The sequence below is a fragment of the Porcincola intestinalis genome (assembly GCF_009696445.1).
Classification (GTDB): domain Bacteria; phylum Bacillota; class Clostridia; order Lachnospirales; family Lachnospiraceae; genus Porcincola; species Porcincola intestinalis.
Map to the genome: position 1 here is coordinate 145408 of NZ_VULZ01000003.1, position 12843 is coordinate 158250.

Annotated in this window: 12 protein-coding genes and 1 tRNA gene; 2 read left to right on the forward strand and 11 right to left on the reverse strand. The window is 54.9% G+C overall.

Annotated elements, in window-relative coordinates:
• Window positions 1–14: 14 nt before the first annotated feature.
• The 4 genes from FYJ35_RS04220 to argC all read right to left on the reverse strand — a co-directional run bounded on the left by FYJ35_RS04220 (window position 15) and on the right by argC (window position 4660).
• Window positions 15–1208, reverse strand: coding sequence for an aspartate aminotransferase family protein (locus FYJ35_RS04220; protein WP_154523643.1), 1194 nt, complete (start codon window positions 1206–1208; stop codon window positions 15–17).
• A 63-nt stretch (window positions 1209–1271) separates the two neighbouring features.
• Window positions 1272–2186, reverse strand: a complete 915-nt coding sequence (gene argB, locus FYJ35_RS04225; protein WP_154523646.1) for an acetylglutamate kinase — start codon at window positions 2184–2186, stop codon at window positions 1272–1274.
• Between the two features lie 68 nt (window positions 2187–2254).
• On the reverse strand, window positions 2255–3475 hold the full coding sequence (gene argJ / locus FYJ35_RS04230; RefSeq protein ID WP_154523649.1) for a bifunctional glutamate N-acetyltransferase/amino-acid acetyltransferase ArgJ: 1221 nt from the start codon (window positions 3473–3475) through the stop codon (window positions 2255–2257).
• 126 nt (window positions 3476–3601) lie between these two features.
• Complete coding sequence (gene argC, locus FYJ35_RS04235; protein WP_154523651.1) at window positions 3602–4660, reverse strand: N-acetyl-gamma-glutamyl-phosphate reductase; 1059 nt, start codon at window positions 4658–4660, stop codon at window positions 3602–3604.
• 290 nt (window positions 4661–4950) lie between these two features.
• On the opposite strand from argC, the gene FYJ35_RS04240 reads away from it, so the two are divergent.
• Window positions 4951–6240 (forward strand): argininosuccinate synthase, encoded by a 1290-nt coding sequence (locus FYJ35_RS04240; RefSeq protein WP_154523654.1) that lies wholly within the window; start codon window positions 4951–4953, stop codon window positions 6238–6240.
• Between the two features lie 130 nt (window positions 6241–6370).
• Here FYJ35_RS04240 and FYJ35_RS04245 read toward each other — a convergent pair whose 3' ends face one another.
• Both FYJ35_RS04245 and FYJ35_RS04250 read right to left on the reverse strand, forming a co-directional pair.
• A complete protein-coding gene (locus FYJ35_RS04245; protein ID WP_154523657.1) occupies window positions 6371–6625 on the reverse strand; it encodes a hypothetical protein in 255 nt (84 codons plus the stop codon).
• Between the two features lie 109 nt (window positions 6626–6734).
• Complete coding sequence (locus FYJ35_RS04250) at window positions 6735–7574, reverse strand: DegV family protein (RefSeq protein ID WP_154523660.1); 840 nt, start codon at window positions 7572–7574, stop codon at window positions 6735–6737.
• Between the two features lie 170 nt (window positions 7575–7744).
• Here FYJ35_RS04250 and FYJ35_RS04255 point away from each other — a divergent pair.
• Window positions 7745–7818, forward strand: a tRNA-Pro gene (locus FYJ35_RS04255).
• A 139-nt stretch (window positions 7819–7957) separates the two neighbouring features.
• Here the strand turns inward: FYJ35_RS04255 and FYJ35_RS04260 are convergent.
• The 5 genes from FYJ35_RS04260 to FYJ35_RS04280 all read right to left on the reverse strand — a co-directional run bounded on the left by FYJ35_RS04260 (window position 7958) and on the right by FYJ35_RS04280 (window position 12797).
• Window positions 7958–8869 (reverse strand): nucleotidyltransferase family protein, encoded by a 912-nt coding sequence (locus tag FYJ35_RS04260; protein ID WP_154524002.1) that lies wholly within the window; start codon window positions 8867–8869, stop codon window positions 7958–7960.
• 70 nt (window positions 8870–8939) lie between these two features.
• Window positions 8940–9329, reverse strand: a complete 390-nt coding sequence (locus FYJ35_RS04265; RefSeq protein ID WP_154523663.1) for a DUF3783 domain-containing protein — start codon at window positions 9327–9329, stop codon at window positions 8940–8942.
• 75 nt (window positions 9330–9404) lie between these two features.
• Window positions 9405–10229, reverse strand: coding sequence for an HAD family hydrolase (locus tag FYJ35_RS04270; RefSeq protein WP_205839705.1), 825 nt, complete (start codon window positions 10227–10229; stop codon window positions 9405–9407).
• Between the two features lie 81 nt (window positions 10230–10310).
• Window positions 10311–11030 (reverse strand): YdcF family protein, encoded by a 720-nt coding sequence (locus FYJ35_RS04275; protein WP_235906354.1) that lies wholly within the window; start codon window positions 11028–11030, stop codon window positions 10311–10313.
• A 75-nt stretch (window positions 11031–11105) separates the two neighbouring features.
• Window positions 11106–12797, reverse strand: a complete 1692-nt coding sequence (locus FYJ35_RS04280; protein WP_408634758.1) for a glutamine--tRNA ligase/YqeY domain fusion protein — start codon at window positions 12795–12797, stop codon at window positions 11106–11108.
• Window positions 12798–12843 lie beyond the last annotated feature (46 nt).

A 12843-nucleotide genomic window follows, 5' to 3' on the forward strand; every position in this document is an offset into this window, starting at 1 on the left:
ATCAATGTATTGAATTATAGTGCCTTCTCGAGAATCTTCACCATACAGTCGATATCCTGCTTCGTGATGATCAGCGGCGGAACAAAACGGATCACATTGCCTCCTGCTGACATGACGACAAGCCCCAGATCGAGTGCCCGCCTGACGACCTCACCGACCGGATGATCCGGTGACAGCTCGAGTCCCTGCATGAAGCCCATTCCCCGGCGGTCGACGATAAAGTCATGCCGCGCGGCAACCTCATCCAATCGCTTCTCCAGATAGGGTGCTGTCTCACGGACATGTCCGACAATATCCAGCTTCTCAAACAGATCGAACACCTTCGATACTGCTGCACATGCAAGCGGGTTTCCGCCGTAGGTTGTCCCATGATCACCTGGCTCCAGCGAATGCTCCGCAGCCTTCTCTCCGAGAACAAACGCACCGACCGGAACGCCGCAGCCAAGTGCCTTGGCACACGTCATGATATCCGGCCTTACACCGTACGCGTCGCAGGCAAACCAGTATCCGGTCCTTCCCATACCACACTGAATCTCATCCAGGATCAGGAGGATGTCCTTCTCATCACACAGTGTCCTCAGCCCCTTCAGAAAGGCCGGGTCCGCCGGGTGGATTCCTCCCTCGCCCTGCACCGTCTCCAGGATGATCGCGCAGGTTCTGTCCGTCACACACGCACGGACTGAATCGAGATCGTTGAACTTCGCAAACCGGACGCCGCCCATCAATGGCTTGAACGGCTCCTGATAATGAGCATTGCCTGTGACAGAGAGTGCGCCGACCGTCCTTCCGTGGAAGGAATGCTCCATCGCAATGATCTCATGGTCTGCATGACCATCGCGAAGGTAGGCGTACTTGCGGGCCGCCTTGATCGCCCCCTCGATGGCCTCCGTTCCGGAATTTGTGAAAAATACCTTCGACAGCCCGGTATGGGCGACCACCTTCTGTGCCGCCTCCAGCAACGGCTTATGGTAGAACAGATTGGACGTATGAATGATCTTGTCGATCTGCTCCTTCAGCGCCTGGTTGTACGCCTGATTGCCGTAACCGAGCGCAAAGACAGCGATTCCTGCGCCGAAGTCGAGATACTCCTTCCCATCCACATCATAAAGGTGCACGCCCTGTCCATGGTCAAACACGACCGGGAAGCGATTGTATGTGTGAAGGACGACCTGCTCGGTCTTTTCCATGATCTTCTGTGATTCTGACATCAATTCTGACTCCTCTTCTCCTGATATCCCGGCAGCCGCAGCGCATCCCCCGTGCAGCGCCGCTCAGCCTTCCGCCTCGTCTCCGATAATCGCTGTTCCGATTCCCTTTGTCGTGAAGAATTCCAGCAGCTGAGAGTGCGGAATCCGTCCGTCCAGGATATGGACCCGTGCGACGCCCGCCTCGATGGCATCCACACAGTTTTGAAGCTTCGGCAGCATCCCGCCACCGGCATGTCCGCCTGCCATGAACGAAAGCGTCTGCTCGACCGTCATTTCCGAGATCAGCGTCGATGGATCATCCGGATCAGCATAGACGCCCTTGATATCAGACAGAAACACCAGTTTCTTTGCTTTCATTGCTTTCGCAATTGCGCAGGCCGCATCGTCCGCATTGATGTTATAGGAATGGTAGACCGCGTCATACCCGATCGGACAGACGACCGGAACAAAGTCATTGTCCAGCAGTGTATCGAGCAGCTCCGTGTTGACACGCTCGATATCCCCGACATAACCGATGTCCTCCCCGTCCGGCATTTTTCTCGACACCTGAAGAAGGCTTCCGTCCTTGCCGGAGACACCGCAGGCCTTCACCCCGACCTTCTCCATCAGAGAAACCAGGCTCTTGTTGATCCGGTTCAGCACCATCTCGACAACATCCATCGTCTCATCGTCCGTCACACGGAACCCTGCCTTGAACTCTGATGTCTTCCCGATCTTCCCAAGCATCTTTGTGATGTCCTTGCCACCGCCATGAACGATGATTGGCCGGAAGCCGACCAGTTTCAGGAGCGCTACGTCCTGGATGACGTTTCGTTTCAGGTTCTCATCGACCATCGCGCTGCCGCCGTACTTGACGACGATCGTCGCGCCCTGAAAATGCTGAATATAGGGAAGCGCTTCGATCAGCGTTCCCGCCTTGTCCAGGTACATGGACATCTCTTCCTTGCCGAGCGGCTGTTCTGAATGAATCTCTTCCATCGAATCTACCTCTTATTGATGATCCCTCACCGGGTTCGTTCCATGCCATGATAACGCGATTTCTGCCGTCAGGACCTGTAATCTGCGTTGATGTTGATGTATTCGTGCGTCAGGTCGCACCCCCAGGCTGTCGCCTCACAGGTTCCCTCGTGAATGTCGATAAGCGCTGTTATCTCGTCTTCGGACAGAATTTTTGTGGCCAGCTCCTCATCGAAGCCTGTCGTAACCCCATTCTTCGCAATCTGGATCTCCCCGGCGTGGCTTCTGAAGGACAGGTCAACCTTTCCTTCCTCAAATGAAGCGCCGGAATATCCCATCGCGCAGATGATGCGTCCCCAGTTTGCGTCGTGTCCCGCAATGGCAGTCTTCACCAGGCTGGACTCAATAACAGATTTTGCCAACGTCACTGCCTGCTTCTTCGAAGATGCCCCCTGTACCTTGACTTCGAAGAGAGCATGTGCTCCCTCTCCATCCTTCGCCATCGCACGGGCAAGATGCTTTGTCACTGTTCCGACTGCCTCGCAGAACGTCTGATAGTCGTCATCCTCCTCCACAATCTCCGGATTACCGGCTCGTCCATTGGCCATCAAAAGGCAGGTGTCGTTGGTCGACATATCGCCATCTACTGATATCATGTTGAAGGAATCCTGGACAGCTGATAACAGCGCCTTCTGAAGCAGCTTCTGGCTGACGTTCGCATCCGTTGTCAGGAAGCAAAGCATCGTACCCATCTTCGGATGAATCATGCCTGCCCCCTTCGTCATCCCGCCGAGCGTCACCTCCCTGCCAGCGAGCTGAAAATGGATGCTGCACTCCTTTCGAACGGTATCGGTGGTCATGATTCCCTCCGCCGCTGCCGAGCCTGCGCCTTCTGAGTCAGACAAAAGCGGCAGCATCAGATCTATACCATGCTCGACCTTGTCCATCGGGAGAGAGACGCCGATGACACCGGTCGAGGCGAGAAGAATCTGCTCCGGCGAAAGCCCGAGTCTGGAGGCGGCATAGGAAGCTGTTCCTATGCAGGCTTCATCGCCTGCCTTTCCCGTGCAGGCATTCGCAACGCCGCTGTTCATGACGACCGCCTGCGCCGTCCCCTTCGTCTGCACGATCGCTCTGTCCCAGATCACCGGTGCAGCCTTGACAAGATTCGTCGTGAAGGTCCCTGCAAGGTGAAACGGAACCTCCGAGACGATCATGGACATGTCTTTTCTGCCCTTCTTGAACCCGGCGCAGACCGATGCTGCACGAAAGCCCTTTGCGGATGTAACGCCGCCCTCTCTGATCTCCATGTACTGTTCTTCTCCTTCCTTCTGTCAGGCTGTCCCTGTTACGCTTCCTGCACACATCACAGAGCGATTCCGGCTGCATGCAGCGCCTGGTCCTTCTTTTAAAATCCCTTCAGATTCTCTGTCGGCTCACGGGAATACAGGGACAAGCTTCAGTCCGGTATCCTCCGGCAGCCCGAACAGAATGTTCATGTTCTGGACAGCCTGTCCCGCGGCACCCTTGACCAGGTTATCAAGCGCGCCGACCGCTATCACTCTGCCCGTCCTGGGATCCACCTTGTATCCGATATCGACGAAATTGCTGCCTTCCACCCATCTGGTCTCCGGGAACTGGCCTGCCCCAAGCAGTCGGATAAACGTTTCGTTCCCATAATATTTCTGATACGCCTCCCCGATCCTTTCTTCGGACACGCCCTCCTTCAGGCTGGCGTAACAGGTCGCCAGAATTCCTCTGTTCATCGGAACAAGATGCGGCGTGAAGTTGATCAGGATACTCTCTCCGCCCATATAGTCAAGCCCGGCCGCATAGGACAGCTGCTCCTCGATTTCCGGTGTGTGTCGGTGCGTCGTGACCCCATATGGCTTGATGCTTTCGTTGACCTCGCAGAAAAGGTTCGGAACCTTCGCCCCTCTGCCCGCGCCCGATGTTCCGGACTTTGCATCGACTATGATCGATTTCAGATCGATCAGACCTTCCCTGACGAGCGGATAGAGTGTCAGAATAGAGGTGGTTGTGTAGCAGCCCGGATTAGCGATGAGACGAGCTCCGGCGATCTTGTCCCGGTTGATCTCACAAAGCCCGTAGACTGCTTCCTTTATATAGGATGGCGCTTTATGGGTCAGATGGTACCATTGTTCATAGACATCGACCCGTTTCAGACGAAAGTCCGCGCTCAGATCGATCACCTTCGTGTTTTCCAGAATTCCATCCCCTATGACCGATGCACAGAATCCCTGGGGGGTTGCCGTGAAAATGACGTCAGCCTGCTTCGCAAGCTCATCCAGATCATCCCCCAGGCAGTCCGCGTCGACAATCTGAAACATATTTCTGTAGATATCCGCATATTTCTGACCGGTGTAACTTCTGGATCCGTACCAGACAATCTCCGCTTCCGGATGCTGAAGAAGAAGCCGGACAAGCTCCGCGCCGGCATATCCGGTTGAACCGATGATTCCCGCCTTTATCATATTGAAATGTCCCTGCTTTCTATAGAATATCCATTCATACCTGAACTGTTCCTTATCCTACACCAGCGACCGGCCTGTGTAAAGATGCAATCATGTAATAATATGCACTATTTATGCATATATCAGGGTTGTATCGTGAATAATACATGAATATTCCGATTTAGTGTTGCATATATATTCGATTTGCGATATAGTACTGCCAACGGTCGGACAGGTGGAGGCCTGTATCTACCGGCAGCAATTGAACAGAAACCAGCAGTCATACATCTGTTTTTATGGAGGTTCTACATATGTCGAAGGAAAAGGTTGTTCTTGCTTACTCAGGCGGTCTTGATACGACTGCCATGATTCCATGGCTGAAGGAGACATTTGACTACGAGGTCATCTGCTGCTGCGTGGATGTCGGACAGGAGGAAGAGCTCGACGGACTGGAGGAACGCGCGAAAGCCTGCGGAGCCTCCAAGCTTTACATCGAAGACATTGTTGACGACTTCTGCGACAACTTCATCATGCCGTGTGTGGAGGCGGGCGCTGTCTATGAGCACAGCTATCTGCTCGGAACCTCGATGGCGCGTCCGGCAATCGCCAAGAAGCTCGTCGAAATCGCCCGCAAGGAAAATGCCGTTGCGATCTGTCATGGTGCAACCGGCAAGGGCAACGATCAGATCCGGTTCGAGCTCGGCATCAAGGCGCTTGCACCGGACATCAAGGTCATCGCACCGTGGAGGATGACGGACAAGTGGCAGATGGACAGCCGTGAGGCCGAGATTGAATACTGCAAGGCGCACGGCATCAATCTTCCGTGGTCGATGGGCAAGGGCTACTCCCGCGACAGGAACCTCTGGCACATTTCCCATGAGGGTCTCGAGCTCGAGGATCCGTCCAAGGCCCCGAACTATTCCAGCCTTCTGGTACTGTCGGTCACACCGCAGGAAGCGCCGGACAAGGAAAAAGAGGTTTCCATTACATTTGAGAAAGGCATCCCGGTCGCTGTTAACGGGCAGAAGATGAAGGTTTCCGACGTCATCCGGACGCTGAATAAGCTCGGTGGTGAGAACGGAATCGGAATTGTCGATATCGTTGAGAATCGTGTCGTCGGCATGAAGAGCCGCGGTGTGTATGAGACGCCGGGCGGAACCATCCTGATGGCAGCGCACGACCAGCTCGAGGAGCTCTGCCTGGACCGCGAGACGATGGAGAACAAGAAGAAGCTGGCAAGCCAGCTTGCCCAGACCGTCTACGAGGGCAAGTGGTTCACCCCGCTGCGTGAGGCGATTCAGGCGTTTGTGGAGTCCACTCAGCAGTTTGTGACCGGTGAAGTGAAGATGAAGCTGTACAAGGGCAACATCATCAAGAACGGCACCACTTCGCCGTACAGCCTCTACAACGAGTCTCTGGCATCCTTCACGACCGGTGATCTATACGATCATCACGACGCGGAAGGCTTCATCACCCTGTTCGGGCTGCCGCTGAAGGTGCGTGCAATGAAGCTCCAGGAGGTCGCGAAATCGAACTTCGACAGCAAGATTCAGGGTATGGTCAGCGAAATGCAGAAGAGCGCAAAAAGCGCTGACAAGTAATTCCTCTCTGGAAGGAGATAGAAAGAAACCGGAGCGCTGATAGCGCCCCGGTCTCTTTTTGGCTGTTGTCGAACCGATGCCGCGTATGCCTGCCCGGTTCGGTTCATTCTGATGTCCGAATCAACCTGTCTCAGTTTGTCTGCAGACTCTGCAGATACGAATCGATGGCCGATGTGTCGATCACATAGCCTGTCGTCTCAGCTGTTGTGTCTGATGAGGATGTCTTCGTCATGTGAACGGCTGAATACCCGATCCACACCACAACGGCTGCACAGACAACACCGCCAAGAAGCTTCATAAGAGCTCTCTCAAGCTTCTCCCTCTTCATGATCTTCTTGCGGTTTTTCTTCTGCTCCTTATAGCGGTCGACTTTTTCCTGGCTCATTGCTTCACACTCTCCTGTCCAGAGGCTGCCTTCCCGCGCCTCAAAATATTGTTTATATTATACAACTGCAGAGACTTTGATGACAAGGCACGTTTCACACACCGGCGCGTTATATTACAACGATGATGCCGCCCTCGTTCGCATAGGTTGCGGTCAGTCCGCTGGCTGGAAGAAGGATATAATTTTTCGCCGGAATCCGTTCCTTCAGCGCGTCCAGCACCATCTGTCCCCGCTCCGGGCACTCGACATAGGAGACGGCAATCTCCTTCTGTTCAGCATGTCCGGCTGCCTCTGCCGCCATCTCCACCATCCGGACAAGCGCCTTGTTGATCCCGCGGGCCTGGCCGGCCTGCTGAATCGCTCCCTCCGGGGTGGAGGAACAGATCGGCTTGATCTTGAGCGCCGTCGCAAGCGCTGCCTTGAAGTTCGACAGACGGCCGTTCTTCCGGAGTGTATCAAGCGTCTCCAGCACAAACCACGTCACCTGGCTCTCAATGTAGGCCTCGACGGTCTCGATGGTATGCTCAAAGCTGTATCCTTCCTTCTCACACGCCCAGATTTTCCGGGCAATCAGCGTCTCCCCAATGGATGCTGACTTTGAGTTGAAGACATGAATCTTTCTGCCCGGATGATCCTCGTCCTCCATATCCTGCGCAAGCTTTGCACTGTTATAGGAACCGGACAATTCGGCGGAGATGGTCACGATATAGATTCTCTCCGCCTCCGGCGAGAACAACTTCCGGAACCGCTCCGGAGACGGACAGGCAGTTCTTGCAACCGTCGGGCTTTCCTTTACAAGACGCAGAAACCGCTTCATATCGAACCGCTCATTGTCCACAAAATGAGAGCCGGCGATATCGATCAGAAAAGGAACCGATGCAAAATGCCCGCTTTCCTTCATATCCTCTGTTAATTCCCCGCAACTGTCCATCACTACAAGAAAACTCATCTCGTCTCCGCCTTTCCTGATTGTGATCCAATCTGACAGGTTGTCAGCGCCCTCATGTTCCCGCAGGGCTCGCTGTTTTTGTCTTTATCATAACATATGTGCAGGAGCATGGAAAGAAAACCGGTCTTTTCAAATGAATTTTTCTGTTATATAATGAGCATTGTGTTTCACGAGGTGTGGCCCAGATGGTTAGGGCGCTGGTCTGGGGGACCAGAGGCCGTCAGTTCGAGTCTGATCACCTCGATTGATTGTACGAATCCGAACGACTGTCGTTGAATAGCGATGTGTTGGGATGAAGTTCAGAGCAAAAACACACTTCAATGAATAAGAGGCAGATGAAGAATGAGCAGTCATTCTTCATCTGCCTCTTTTCTTTCTTCTCGTCAGCCCCAGAGTTTCTCCGGATACAGGCCTTCCGCGATCAGTTTCCGGAAGCTCTCCTTCACAGCCGGGACATCCTCCTGGTAGGTAACGCCGAACCAGCGATCTGATATCGGCAGGACGTCGATCAGTGCCTTCTGCTGCCGAAGCAATTCTCCTACGATGGTCGGAAGCAGAAACTCCGCTGTCTGCCCGTCCTTCGTCCCGTCGTGTTCTTTCAGAAAGACCGGGAAAGCTGTCTTCAGCTCGTCGATGAAGTCCGGCTGGAAGCCCCACATGTTCATGGAAACGGGCATATCCGGGTTCAGGACCTTCATCGTGCCGTCCTGGTACAGGACAGCTGCGCCTCCTGCATGCCGGATGATGTTCTTTGTCTCGACGATCTGTTCAAGCCGGCCTGCCTCATCGATCTCGCAGAGCCCCCTGGTTACGCCCCCGTGCTCGGACAGTGTATTGTTCAGAATAAAACCTGCCATGCTGATGCGGTATGGCTGGTGAATCCCTGTCCGGAACGGTGTGTCTGTCAGGTATTCATGAATCTTTCTGAAGGAGGTTCTGCCATAGTAATCATCCGCGTTGATGACGCAGAACGGCTCGTCAATGACATCTCTCGCCGCCAGAACTGCCTGCCCGGTCCCCCAGGGCTTGACGCGTCCCGCCGGAACGCAGAATCCCTCCGGCAGATCTTCTATATCCTGAAAGGCATAGGCCACCTCCACCTGCTTCTCGATCCGTCTGCCGATAATCTCCCGGAACTCGTCCGCCAAATCCCGACGCAGAATGAAGACAACCTTGTCAAATCCTGCCTGAAGCGCATCATAGATGGAGTAGTCCATGATGATCTCTCCTGACGGACCAAAGGATGTCAGCTGCTTGATGCCTTTCCCGAACCGGCTGCCAAGACCGGCCGCCATGATGACCAGGGATGTTTTTCTGCTGCTTTTTTCCACACTTCACCTCCGAATTGACTCTGGGTGCTGCTTCTTATCTGCCCCGGAAGGACGCCCGTTCCTTCTTCAGCTCCTCCTGCAGCATCTCTCCGTTCCAGTACCGGTTTTCATCCGTCTCGATCGCCTTCAGGGCAATCAACAGTCCCTGCTCTCTCAGCGTACTCAGAAATGAAGTCAGCAGAGCATCGTCAAATCCTGCCATAATGATCATTTCCTCATCAATGACCCCTTCATGGGCTCCACGCCTTTCAGCCTCCCGGATCACGCGAATCGGGTTCTCCGAGCGGGTCAGAAGGCCGACAGGCACTCTTCCGTCTCCATCGCTGACGATGACAGACCGGATCTTCATGGCCGCGCAGACTGCCTCCAGTGCCGACTGCCTCGGCTGCTGCATATGGTAAATCAGAAGCACAGGGCTCTCCATCCTGGTTCCTCCTTTATGAAAACAGATCTCTCCCTGATTGTGAGTCAGTTCAGAAGATTTCCAGCTGCATCTTTCTCAGGCGAGGAAACGCTTCAGCACATCCAGGACAGCGTCGTCCTCCATCCTTCCAATCACGTGCCTTGCAGCCCTCTTCACCTCGTCGCGGCCGCCCTCCACGCAGTAGCTCTCCCCTGCGCAATTCAGCATCCCGACATCATTGCCATTGTCGCCGAATGTCACCGTGTCCTCCCGGCTGAAGCCGAGCTGATGCTGGATCTGAGACAGGGCTGTCCCCTTGTCCACGCCCAGAGGCACACAGTCCACCCACCGTTCTCCGGCTGTCATGATGTGCGCCTGGCTGCCGAAGCGCTGTTTGAAGCACTCTGCCATCGGTGCCGCATCCTTCTCGGTGTACATGGCGCACTTCAGAACGCCGCGGTCATGCAGCCCGTCCGCAGAAGGCTTTGCATTCTCATCGCGAAGCTGCCGAAGGTCATCAATTCGCTTCAGATTGACCCGGTACCCACCGCTGAGCCTCCTCTGAAACATCTCGCTGTCACTGTCCGTCCACATTGCGTCCGGCGTATCGGCACAGGTGAAAATCCCGTTTTTCTTCATTTCCGGAATGATTTCCTCATACAGCCTGTCCGGGAGCGGCCGCACGGCCATCGAGACCCCTCTGCAGGCGACATAGGTCCCGTTTCCGCACAGAAAGATTACATCTTCCCAGACCGGCTCCAGAAGCTTTCGCATGCTCGAGTAGTGGCGGCCGCTGGCGGCAACGAACACATGTCCTTCATCGTGAAGCCTCCGGATCACCTCGTAGTATTCCGGATTAAGCTGGAATGTTCCCTCCGGGAGCAAGGTCCCGTCAAGATCAGTCGCAATCAGTTTCCCCATGCTGTCTTTCTCCTTCCGCAGCACACCATTCATATCAAGCCCGTTTTTCGGAAATGCCGCCTGCCATTCTCTGCATCACCATCATCCACGTCCAAACGGACTCTTCCAGTCGTCCGGACGGCAGTAGGACTTTCCCTCCCGGTAATGCCGGACAATCTCGTGAAACTGTGCCCCGCAGCGTTCCACCTCGGAGAGCACTACATCCGCCTTTTCAGGATCGAGGTACCAGTTGTCCCTGGTAATCCCCCTCGTGGATACCGGACACACAAAGAACTGCGTCTCCGGAAACTGCTGCCCATAGTACATCAGGCAGCGTCTGGCATGCCAGTTCTGGCAGCACAGGATCGCCCTTTGCACCTTGATGTGGCGGCTTTCGCACACCTTTCTCGAACAAATGGCATTCTCCCACGTAAAGGTAGCCTGCCTTTCTTCCAGGATGGCCTCTCCGGGAACCCCCTTCCGGATGAGAATCGTGCTGAGAAACTCCCACTCTGTCTGACAGTCCGGCGCGCAGGCTGTCTCTTCCGGGCGTTCTCCTGACGACAGCGACGGTTCAAAGTGTCCCTTCAGCCTGCTGTATTTCCCACTCGGACAGATCAGCGGCGCGTAGCCTTCCAGATAGAGCTGAGCTGCCCTCTCTGCTGCCTCCGGGTAGTTCCCGCCCGGGACAAAGATGATATCTGCCTTCTCAGGCTGATCCTCCTGGAAGATAAACGAAGTAATCCCGTCAAGGTACATCCTGAATGCTCCTGATGCCTCCTGATTCTGCACAGGGTCCCGGCTCATCAGCGAATCGCTCATTTTACGAAAGCCTGCGCCCGGTCCCCCGGTTTGATACGCAAAGACCCGGGACATCAGCTGTTCCGGGTCTGACGATTATGCCTTTCCCACTGTCGGCAGTCTGAAGGAAGACTTCAGCGGGACACTCCGGTTGAACACAAGATGATCCGGTGTCGACAGCCTGCTGTCGACGCAGAAAAATCCTGTCCGCACAAACTGGAACGAATCCGGTGCCTTCGCGTCCTTCAGCGCAGGCTCCACATAGCAGTTCTTCAGGATGGTCAGGGAGTGCGGGTTCAGGTTCAGCTCCCCCGTCTCCTTGTCGTAGACACCTTTCTCTTCATCGACAAGATTCTCAAACAGACGGACCTCACAGGGCAGCGCCGTCGCGGCATTCACCCAGTGGATCGTCCCTCTGACCTTGCGGCCATCCGGCGCATTGCCGCCCCTTGTAGCCGGGTCGTACGTGCAGTGAACAGCCCTGATCTGACCGTTTTCATCCTTCTCGACACCGGTACACGTGACAAAGTACGCGTGCATCAGGCGGACTTCATTGCCTGGATACAGCCTTCTGTACCCCTTGACCGGTACCTCCATGAAGTCGTCCCGGTTGATGTACAGCTCCCGCCCGAACGGAACCAGGCGCTTTCCAAGTTCCGGATTCTCGAGGTTGTTTTCAACCTCAAGCTCCTCCGTCTGCCCCTCCGGATAGTTGTCGATGACGAGTCTGACCGGATCCAGGACCGCCATGACACGCGGCTTCTTCAGCTTCAGGTCTTCCCTGAGACAATATTCAAGCATAGCGTAGTCCGAGCAGGAGTTTGCCTTCGACACACCGGACAGCTCCACAAACATCTGGATGGACTGCGGCGTGAACCCTCTCCTTCTCAGTCCGGATATGGAAACCAGGCGCGGATCGTCCCAGCCGTCGACAACTCCATTTTCAACCAGCTTCTTAATGTAGCGCTTTCCCGTGACAATGTTCTCGAGGTACATCTTCGCGAACTCGATCTGCCTCGGCGGATGCGGGTACTCCAGCTCCCGGACCACCCAGTCATAGAGCGGCCTGTGATCCTCGAATTCCAGTGTGCAGATGGAGTGAGACACGCCCTCGATCGCATCCTCAATCGGATGCGCGAAGTCGTACATCGGGTATATGCACCAGCGGTCGCCCGTATTCTCATGCGCGATGTGTGCAATCCTGTAAATGACCGGGTCCCGCATATTCATATTGGAGGAAGCCATGTCGATCTTTGCCCGAAGCACCTTCTCGCCGTCGGCGTACATGCCGTTCTTCATGTTCTCGAAAAGCTCGAGATTCTCCTCCACGCTGCGGTTCCGGTAAGGACTCTCCTTGCCCGGCTCCGTCAGCGTCCCGCGGTACTCGCGGATCTGCTCGGCGGAGAGATCGCACACAAAGGCTTTGCCTTTCCTGATCAGCTTGACGGCAGCCTCATACATCTGCTCGAAATAATTGGAGGCGAAAAAACAGCGGTCGCCGTAGTCAGCGCCCAGCCACTTGACATCCTGCTTGATCGCTTCCACGAACTCGCTCTTTTCCTTCGTCGGGTTCGTGTCATCAAAGCGGAGATTGAACTTTCCATGATATTTCTTCGCGAGCCCATAGTTCAGAAGGATCGACTTTGCGTGACCGATATGGAGATAGCCGTTCGGCTCAGGCGGAAACCGGGTGCATACCTCGGTTGTGCGCCCGTCTGCGATATCCTTGTCGATGATTTCCTCGATGAAATTCCTGCTTTCCTTCGTCTCCCTGACTTCCTCGCTCATCTTCTCCTCCATACCCCGGCAACCATGCGCCGTCTCATCCATCCGG

What these genes read in the sequence shown, in the direction of transcription:
- FYJ35_RS04240 (WP_154523654.1), top strand. Translation starts at nt 4,951, where the DNA reads ATGTCGAAGGAAAAGGTTGTTCTTGCTTACTCAGGCGGTCTTGATACG.
- argC (WP_154523651.1), bottom strand. Translation starts at nt 4,660, where the DNA reads ATGATAAAGGCGGGAATCATCGGTTCAACCGGATATGCCGGCGCGGAG.
- FYJ35_RS04260 (WP_154524002.1), bottom strand. Translation starts at nt 8,869, where the DNA reads ATGGCGGCCGGTCTTGGCAGCCGGTTCGGGAAAGGCATCAAGCAGCTG.
- argB (WP_154523646.1), bottom strand. Translation starts at nt 2,186, where the DNA reads ATGGAAGAGATTCATTCAGAACAGCCGCTCGGCAAGGAAGAGATGTCC.
- FYJ35_RS04270 (WP_205839705.1), bottom strand. Translation starts at nt 10,229, where the DNA reads ATGGGGAAACTGATTGCGACTGATCTTGACGGGACCTTGCTCCCGGAG.
- FYJ35_RS04280 (WP_408634758.1), bottom strand. Translation starts at nt 12,797, where the DNA reads ATGAGCGAGGAAGTCAGGGAGACGAAGGAAAGCAGGAATTTCATCGAG.
- argJ (WP_154523649.1), bottom strand. Translation starts at nt 3,475, where the DNA reads ATGGAGATCAGAGAGGGCGGCGTTACATCCGCAAAGGGCTTTCGTGCA.
- FYJ35_RS04220 (WP_154523643.1), bottom strand. Translation starts at nt 1,208, where the DNA reads ATGTCAGAATCACAGAAGATCATGGAAAAGACCGAGCAGGTCGTCCTT.
- FYJ35_RS04265 (WP_154523663.1), bottom strand. Translation starts at nt 9,329, where the DNA reads ATGGAGAGCCCTGTGCTTCTGATTTACCATATGCAGCAGCCGAGGCAG.
- FYJ35_RS04250 (WP_154523660.1), bottom strand. Translation starts at nt 7,574, where the DNA reads ATGAGTTTTCTTGTAGTGATGGACAGTTGCGGGGAATTAACAGAGGAT.
- FYJ35_RS04275 (WP_235906354.1), bottom strand. Translation starts at nt 11,030, where the DNA reads ATGAGCGATTCGCTGATGAGCCGGGACCCTGTGCAGAATCAGGAGGCA.
- FYJ35_RS04245 (WP_154523657.1), bottom strand. Translation starts at nt 6,625, where the DNA reads ATGAGCCAGGAAAAAGTCGACCGCTATAAGGAGCAGAAGAAAAACCGC.